Source organism: Mycobacterium talmoniae, assembly GCF_001854525.1.
Classification (GTDB): Bacteria; Actinomycetota; Actinomycetes; order Mycobacteriales; family Mycobacteriaceae; genus Mycobacterium; species Mycobacterium talmoniae.
Genome location: NZ_MLQM01000243.1, coordinates 1 through 5,581, shown reverse-complemented (window position 1 = coordinate 5,581; position 5,581 = coordinate 1). Strand labels below are relative to the sequence as shown.

General features: G+C 68.6%; 4 protein-coding genes and 1 pseudogene. 1 reads left to right on the top strand and 4 read right to left on the bottom strand.

Annotation, left to right across the window (positions count from 1 at the left end; translation table 11 throughout):
- From BKN37_RS25420 to ctaC, 3 genes and pseudogenes are all read right to left on the bottom strand, one after another.
- Positions 1-446 (bottom strand): annotated as a pseudogene (locus BKN37_RS25420) (hypothetical protein); the annotation flags it as partial.
- Positions 447-621: 175 nt separating this feature from the next.
- On the bottom strand, positions 622-1,041 hold the full coding sequence (locus BKN37_RS25415; RefSeq protein WP_071029867.1) for a cytochrome c oxidase subunit 4: 420 nt from the start codon (positions 1,039-1,041) through the stop codon (positions 622-624).
- 9 nt (positions 1,042-1,050) lie between these two features.
- Entirely contained in the window at positions 1,051-2,052 is a 1,002-nt protein-coding gene (gene ctaC / locus BKN37_RS25410; protein WP_479724567.1) for an aa3-type cytochrome oxidase subunit II, read from the bottom strand.
- Between the two features lie 252 nt (positions 2,053-2,304).
- On the opposite strand from ctaC, the gene asnB reads away from it, so the two are divergent.
- Positions 2,305-4,245 (top strand): asparagine synthase (glutamine-hydrolyzing), encoded by a 1,941-nt coding sequence (gene asnB, locus BKN37_RS25405; protein WP_071029863.1) that lies wholly within the window; start codon positions 2,305-2,307, stop codon positions 4,243-4,245.
- Between the two features lie 55 nt (positions 4,246-4,300).
- On the opposite strand, the gene BKN37_RS25400 is transcribed toward asnB, so the two are convergent.
- Entirely contained in the window at positions 4,301-5,455 is a 1,155-nt protein-coding gene (locus BKN37_RS25400; protein WP_207547296.1) for an IS30 family transposase, read from the bottom strand.
- Positions 5,456-5,581: the final 126 nt, after the last annotated feature.

Here is a 5,581-nt window from a genome sequence, read left to right as displayed (position 1 = left end):
GTGCTGATGTCGTTCCACGCCGACGTCGACGGCGGGGTCGCCGACGGCGTGCTGGTGTCCGGGGTGGCCAAATCGGAGGTCTCGGTGCGGGCCACCAGCAGCGCCACCGACACCACCAACGCGATCGCCGCGACGATGGTGGTCACCCCGACCACCCAGGGCCAACGCGGATGCGCGTGGTCGCCGTCTACCTCGTCGGGCGCCGGATAGCTGTCGTAGTCGTACAGCAGCGGATCCACCGGAACGTAGGGGCCGCTGACGAACTGCTCGGACTCCGGGGCCGAGTAGGCCCGCGAATAGGCTTCGGTCTCGTCGGCCTTACCGACGTCCCCGATCTCATCGAGGTCGCCGATCGCGTCGATGTCGTCGACCGCGTCCCCGGCATGGTCCAGGCCGGGCTCGCCGTCGAGTTCTTGGTCCCCCGACCCCGGATTCGGCCCGCTCATTTCTGCCTGTCCTGTTCGACTACATCACCGCCGCACGCAGCACCGCGGCGCTGTCGCGCCGCAGCCACTCCGATGCTAATTGTGCACCCGAAAACCCTACCCAACCACGCCGACCGGGCGGGCTCGACGACCCGAGCGCGGACCAACTGTTGCCCCGATCGTGACGTTGGCCGGGTCAGTGCTTCTCGGGGCCGATGTAGTACTCGAAGACCAGGCCGGCGGCCGAGGCCAGGATGAACACCACCCCGGCGGCGATCAGCCACGGCAGCCACAGCGCGGCACCCACCGCGGTCACCGAACCGGCCAGCGCGATCAGCACCGGCCACCAGCTGTGCGGGCTGAAGAAGCCCAGTTCCCCGGCGCCGTCACTGATTTCGGCGCCCTCATAGTCCTCCGGGCGGGTGTCCAGCCGGCGCGCGACGAAGCGGAAGAAGGTGGCCACGATCAGCGCCATGCCGGCGGTCAACGCCAGCGCGGTGGTGCCGGCCCACTCCACCCCGCCGGTGGCGAACAGGGTGGTCAGCACGCCGTAGAGCACCGCCGTCAGGGCGAAGAAGGCGGACACAAACTCGAACAGCCTGGCTTCGATATGCATCGGGGATCCCTACCTGCTCGCTTGGGGGGCCTGCTGACCGCGGCGCGACTCGAACGGGTGCGTGGTGGTCGCCGTCGGCGACTGGTGGATCGCCTCCAGCGCCTGGGCGTTGGTCTTGCCCTCGCGCCGCTTGTCCAGGTAGGCCTTGAAGTCGTTGGGTTCGACCACCCGCACCTCGAAGTTCATCATCGAGTGGTAGGTGCCGCACATCTCCGCGCAGCGGCCCACGAACGCCCCGGTCCGGGTGATCTTCTCCACCTGGAAGACGTTCACCGAGTTGTTGGCCTTCGGGTGGGGCATCACGTCGCGCTTGAACAGGAACTCCGGCACCCAGAACGCATGGATCACGTCGGCGGAGGCCATCTGGAACTCGATGCGCTTGCCGACCGGCAGCACCAGCACCGGGATCTCGTCGGTGGAGCCCAGCGTCTCCACCTTGTCGAAGTGCAGGTAGGTGCGGTCCTCGGTGTTCAGCCCGCGCACCGGCCCGACCAGCTCCTCGCCGTGGGCGTCCTTGCCTTCGGGTTTGGAGGCCATCGCCTGCTGGCGGGCGGCGTCGACGCCGTCGAAGCGCAGGGTGCCGTCCTTGAAGTCGACCTTCTGGTAGCCGAACTTCCAGTTCCACTGGAACGCGGTGACGTCCACCACGACCTCGGGGTCGTCCTCGACGCGCAGCATCTGCTCCTGCACCATCACGGTGAAGTAGAACAACACCGCGATGATCAGGAACGGCACCACGGTCAGCACCAGTTCCAGCGGCATGTTGTAGCCGAACTGGCGCGGCAGCTCGGTGTCGGTGGCTTTTTTGCGGTGGAAGGCGCAGGTCCAAAAGATCAGCCCCCACACGATCACCCCGACCACCAGGCAGGCGATCACCGCGGCGACCCAGAACTTGTAGTTGGTCTCGGCCTGCGGGGTGATGCCCTTCGGCCAGCCCAGGCCCAGCGCGTCCTGGTAGGTGCAGCCGCTCATGGTGACCGCCAGCACCCCGAGGGCGCCGACCGACGCCACCCGCCGGGTCCACGGCCCGAGCCGCCGACGGGACGAACCCGCAGCAAAGGTTCCCGAGCGGCTCCGGCCGCCCCAACGGCCGTGCCCGCGAGGTGTCACGTTGGCGCCTCCTGTGTCACAGACGAGTCGGCTGACTCCAGTGCAGCAATCGAATACTACGCAGCGTAGACCACCGCCCAACCGCGGCGGCGAGAAGGGCCAGCCATTGCGGCCGCGGTGGGTCGGCGCCGCCGTGCGGCATACTGGGGCGCTGTGTGTGGACTGCTGGCCCTCGTGTGCACCCCGGCCGGCACCGAGCCCGCCGTCGACGCGGTGTCCCGCGCGTCGCACCTGATGCGGCACCGCGGCCCCGACGAGCTGGGCACCTGGACCGACCTGGCCGCGGACCCCGGTGTGGTGCTCGGCTTCAACCGGCTGTCCATCATCGATATCGCGCATTCGCATCAGCCGCTGGCGTGGGGGCCGCCGGAGGCGCCGCAGCGCTACATGCTGGTGTTCAACGGGGAGATCTACAACTACCTGGAGCTGCGCGAGGAGCTCACCCGCGAGCACGGCGCGGTATTTCACACCGACGGCGACGGCGAGGCCATCGTCGCCGCCTACCACTACTGGGGTGCGGCGGCGCTGCCGCGGCTGCGGGGCATGTTCGCGTTCGCGCTGTGGGACGCCACCAGTCGCGAACTGTTCTGCGCCCGCGACCCGTTCGGCATCAAACCGCTGTTCATGGCGACCGGGCCCGGGGGCACCGCGGTGGGCAGCGAGAAGAAGTCGCTGCTGGATTTGGCCGAGGTGCTGGGGTTGGACACCGGCATCGACGCCCGGGCGCTGCAGCACTACACGGTGCTGCAGTATGTGCCCGAACCCGAGACCCTGCACGCCGGGGTGCGTCGGCTCGAATCCGGCTGCTACGCGCGGATCCGCCCCGACCGGCCCGGCGCGGAGATCACCCGCTACTTTGTGCCGCGGTTCGCCGCCACCCCGATCAGCGCCGACACCGAGCAGGCCCGCTACGACGAGATCACCGCGGTGCTGGAGGACTCGGTGGCCAAGCACATGCGCGCCGACGTCACCGTCGGGGCGTTTCTGTCCGGCGGCATCGACTCCACCGCGATCGCCGCGCTGGCCATCCGGCACAACCCGCGGCTGATCACGTTCACCACCGGCTTCGAGCGGGAGGGGTTCTCCGAGGTCGACGTCGCCGCGGCCTCGGCCGAGGCGATCGGCGCCCGGCACATCGCCAAGGTGGTCAGCCCGGCCGAGTTCGTCGCCGCGCTGCCCGAGATCGTCTGGTATCTCGACGATCCGGTGGCCGACCCGGCGCTGGTGCCGCTGTACTTCATCGCCCGCGAGGCCCGCAAACACGTCAAGGTGGTGCTGTCCGGGGAGGGCGCCGACGAGCTGTTCGGCGGCTACACCATCTACCGGGAACCGTTGTCGCTGAAGCCGTTCGACTACCTGCCCGCGCCGGTGCGCCGCGGGGTGGGCAAGGTGTCGCGGCCGCTGCCCGACGGGATGCGCGGCAAGAGCCTGCTGCACCGCGGGTCGCTGACCCTCGAGGAGCGCTACTACGGCAACGCCCGCAGCTTCTCCGACGCGCAGCTGCGCGCGGTGCTGCCCGGCTTCTCCCCCGCCTGGACCCACACCGACGTGACCGCGCCGCTGTACGCGCAGTCGGCGGGCTGGGACCCGGTGGCCCGCATGCAGCACATCGATTTGTTCACCTGGCTGCGCGGCGACATCTTGGTCAAGGCCGACAAGATGACGATGGCCAACTCGCTGGAGCTGCGGGTGCCGTTTCTGGATCCCGAGGTGTTCGCGGTGGCCTCGAAGTTGCCGGTGGACGCCAAGATCACCCGCACCACCACGAAATACGCGCTGCGCCGCGCGCTGGAGCCGATCGTGCCGGCCCATGTGCTGCACCGGCCCAAGCTGGGCTTCCCGGTGCCGCTGCGGCACTGGCTGCGCGCCGGCGAGCTGCTGGAGTGGGCGTATGCCACCGTGGCCGCCACCGGCGCCGGCCACCTGATCGACGTCGCCGCGGTGCGCACGATGCTCGAGGAGCATCGCACCGGGGTCGCCGATCACAGCCGTCGGCTGTGGACGGTGCTGATCTTCATGCTGTGGCACGCGATTTTCGTCGAGCACGCGGTGGTGCCGACCATCGCCGAACCCCACTACCCGGTGCAGCTGTGACGCGGCACCCCTCCCCCGCGAGTGTGCGGTTTCATACGCGACACGCCGCTTGGATTCAGGTGGTCGCTGCAACGAATGTGGACGGGTCTGACAGTAGTCGGTCGAGTTCTTCGGCGGGGGTGCGCCAGTTGAAGCGTTTGCGGGGTCGGGCGTTGAGTTCGGCGGCGACGTTATCCAGGATGCCGGGGCCGTGAAACGACAGGTCGGTGCCTTTGGGGAAGTATTGGCGAAGCAGGCCGTTGGTGTTTTCGTTGGTGCCGCGTTGCCAGGGGCTGTGCGGGTCGCAGAAGTAGATCGGCAGGCCGGTGGCCTTGGTGATCGTGGTGTGCAAGGCCATCTCGCTGCCTTGGTCCCAGGTCAGCGAGCGACGCAGGATCTCGGGGATCTCGGGGATCTTGGCGGTCATCGCCTCGGCCACAGTCGCCGCGGTGTGATCACCAGGCAGGTGCAGCAGCATCACGAACCCGGTGGTGCGTTCCACCATGGTGACGATCGCTGATTCGTTGCGCGCGCCCAGGACCAGGTCGCCTTCCCAGTGGCCCGGGATGGCGCGGTCGGCGGCCTCAGCGGGGCGTTCGCTGATGTTGACCATGCCGGCCTTGAACCGGCTACGATCCTCAACTGGTTTACGCCCCTGCGATTTGCGTCTTTGCCGCCCGGTACGCAGTGCCTGTTTGACCAGGCGGGCCAACTCCCCGCGGGGCTGGACATACATGGACTGATAGATCGTCTCGTGCGACACCCACATCTCCGGATCGTCGGGGAAATCCTGTCGCAGCCGACCCGCGATCTGCTCGGGGCTGTGCCGCTGCTCCAAGCGTTGCAGAACCTCGGCCAGCAGCACAGGGTTGGACTCCAGCTTGCGCAGCTTGGGCCGCGCCCGGGCTGCCTCGGCGGCGTCCTGGCCGGTCGCGGCGCGATACACCGCAGCCGGGCCGGTCGCGCCCCGGCGCGCCTCCCGATAGATCGTGGATCGGTCCCGGCCCAGCAGATCGGCCGCTTTGGCCTTCGTATACCCCTCCTCGAGTAATTCCTCGAGGCGGCAGCGCTCCACAAACGTCAACGGACCACTCGGACCCAAGTCAGCGTCGGGCTGGGATTCACCATCGTCGGGAACAGGGGTTCTGGGCATGAAGCCAGCCTGTTCGATCCAGCGCCGTGCGCTGTGCTCGGACACGCCGGCAACCACCGCGGCCTGCGTCGGTTGCATCCCGGCGCGCACCAACTCCCAGAAGGTGTCTTTGACCTGCGCCGAATACCGGATGCCGAAATGCTTGGGGTTGGTCTGATAACCCGCCGCCTTGGCCCACCCCCGGCCCGTGGACCCCGATACCCC